Source organism: Paenibacillus sp. 01L418, assembly GCF_056400045.1.
Map to the genome: position 1 here is coordinate 1 of NZ_JBFTSN010000620.1, position 2888 is coordinate 2888.

At 51.0% G+C, this 2888-nt stretch carries 2 protein-coding genes; both read left to right on the forward strand.

The window, feature by feature from the left end; genetic code table 11:
* Window positions 1–234, forward strand: a 234-nt coding sequence (locus AC1DSE_RS33710) for a hypothetical protein (RefSeq protein WP_477528955.1), incomplete at its 5' end; no start/stop codon positions are given.
* Window positions 131–2888 (forward strand): condensation domain-containing protein (locus AC1DSE_RS33715; protein WP_477528954.1); only part of this gene is annotated, 2758 nt, incomplete at its 3' end. The genes AC1DSE_RS33710 and AC1DSE_RS33715, both read left to right, overlap by 104 nt.

Sequence of the window (2888 nt, forward strand, 5' to 3'; positions counted from 1 at the left end):
AAGCATCGGGTAGAGGTGCTGCAAATTACGCCATCACGCTTCAAGTGGTGGATGGCGGATGGCGCAGGTGAGCCAAAGCGAGGTTTGGAAAGCCTTAAGCGTAGTCATGATTGGAGCGGAGCCGTTGACGATGAAACTGCTGGAGAGACTTCGTTCGGTGACGAATGCACGTATCTTCAATCTTTATGGACCAACGGAAACAACGGTATGGACTTCAGTGTGCGAAGTAACTAGCGGTGAGAACATTACGATTGGCAAGCCTATTTCCGGGGCAGCAATGGTTGTGCTAAATCCAGCGCTGCAGCTGCAGCCAACGGGTGTGATTGGTGAAATCTGCATCTTAGGAGCAGGCGTTGGACGGGGTTATCTTCGCCATCCAGAATGGGATCATGGAGTATTCATCACGAGCCCTTTTAATGCAGGTGAGAGGATGTATCGTACGGGTGATCTTGGCCGAAGGCTGGCGAACGGTGAATTTGTATACGCAGGCCGCCGCGATCATCAGGTGAAAATAAGAGGACATCGCATTGAAACCGGTGAGGTGGAGCAGCAGCTGCTGCTGCATGAGCGTGTGAAGGAAGCAGTTGTCATTGCATTTCAGGAGGAGAAGGGCGAGCACGCGCTTTGCGCGTATGTTGTACCCGCTTCCGACTCTAGTTGTAACAACAATATTATCGAGCACAACCTCTCCGACATGATTTCGGAGCTGCAGACCCATCTCAGCAGCAAGCTGCCTGCCTATATGATTCCAGCTTATGTGATGCTGCTAGATGCAATACCGCTCACACCAACCGGAAAGCTGCATCGAAAGGCGCTGCCGAAACCTCATAAGGTTGCGCGGAGTGAGCGCCAGTTCTTAAGGCCAAGAAACGAAACGGAACACAAGCTTGCCGAGCTGTGGAAAGATTTGCTGAAATCGGACGATATTGGCGTGATGGACAGCTTCTTCGAGCTTGGCGGCCATTCGCTCAAGGCTGCAGCGCTGGTGAGCCGAATCCACGAGCAGTTCGGTGTACATGTGCCGCTGAGGGAGCTGTTTTTAAATCCAAAGCTAGGGTCCCTTGCTGAAGTAATTGAAGGTAAACATCTGCAAACATATGAATCGATTCCTCGCCAGATGGATCAGGAGCATTATCCGATGTCGCATGCGCAGAGAAGACAATATTTGCTGGGGCTGCTAACAGGAGAATCGACGATGTACCATGTTCCGTTTGCACTGCGAATTCGGGGCAATCTGGACGCTTCGAGACTTGAAGCTGCGTTTTCATCATTAGTCGCTAGGCATGAAAGTTTACGAACTTCGTTTCATTATATGGATGAACAATTCAGGCAGCGAGTTCATCCAGCGACGGCATTTCATTTCGAGGATGCTGTAGAGGAGCTAGTGCCAGCTGGCAAGTGGTTGGGAGCATCTAGTGATGATGTAAGCGCTGAATCCGAATGGCTGAATGAGCTTACTACGAAGTTTATAAGACCTTTTGATTTGGAAAGCGGACTGCTGCTAAGGGCAGGACTTCTTCAACTGGAAGAAGAGCATTACTTGCTGCTGCTGGACATCCATCATATTGTGACTGATGGCGTTTCAATGAGTGTGCTGGTAAAGGAATTAACAGCATTATACGGCGGAAATGAACTGCCAGAGCTGCGGGTGCAATATAGGGATTATGCGGTCTGGCAGGAGGGACAGCTAGGCGGCGAAGCAATCGAGGCGCATGAGCGTTACTGGTTGAAGAAGTTTGAAGGCGAGCTGCCGCTGCTGGAATTGCCGACAGATAGGAAACGCCCGATCGTTCAAACTTTCAAGGGGCGAAAACATGTCTTCCATCTAGACGGAGAGCTTGCACAGCTGGCGCGGCGTTTGGCGGTAGAGCAAGGTGTGACACTATATTCAGTGCTGCTGAGTGCGTATGCTTTTATGCTTGGGAAGTACAGCGGACAAGAGGATATTATTGTTGGCACGCCAGTAGCTGGACGTAATCATGTTGATGTGGAGGGACTCATCGGCATGTTCGTCAATACAGCAGCCATTCGTTGTCGACCACAGCTCGATCGTACGGTTAGCAGCTACGTTGCCGAATTGCACGAGGATGTGCTGCAGGCGCTGGAGCATCAGGAGTATCCGTTCGAGAAGCTGGTGGAGCGGCTAAACCACGTTCAGGACAAGAGCCGAAATCCGTTGTTCGATACGATGTTTATTTTGCAAAATATGGAACATTCAGCGTTGCAAGCGGGCGGTTTGAGCTTCGAGCCGCAGCCGTTTGAACACGGTGTCAGCAAGTTTGATTTGACACTTGAAGCTGTAGAGCGCGCGGAAGGCATTGCCTTCAGCTTGGAATATGCAACGGATCTGTTTCATGAGGAGACGGTCATCAGGATGGCGAACCACTACTGCGCGATTATTAAAGCAATGATGTCGAGCGAAAATCGATTGCGGACTCTTGGCGAACTAGAGCTGCTAAACGATGAAGAAAAGTTGGAGCTGCTTGCGGCATTGAATAGTATGACGTGGATGAATAGCAGTGGAGCTGATGGTGGAGGGGCTGTAGCTGCAGGAGATGCACCCGCTAAAATGCCGCTGAGTTTGCAGGGCCAAGTATTATCTTTGCCAGGAGACCCGTTCAAATGGCGATCCGTCATCGAAGAGATAGAGCGGCAGGCAGCAAAAACTCCTGATGCGGTTGCAGTCCATTTTGAATCGGAGCAGATGACCTATCGCGAACTAAATGATAGATCCAACCAGCTGGCACATACGCTTCGCAGCCGCGGGGTGGGACCGGAGCGAATCGTAGCGCTGATGGTAGACCGTTCACCCCTGTTGATGATCGGCATTCTTGGCATTTTGAAAGCGGGTGGCGCTTATGTCGCTATTGATCCGGCATACCCTGCTG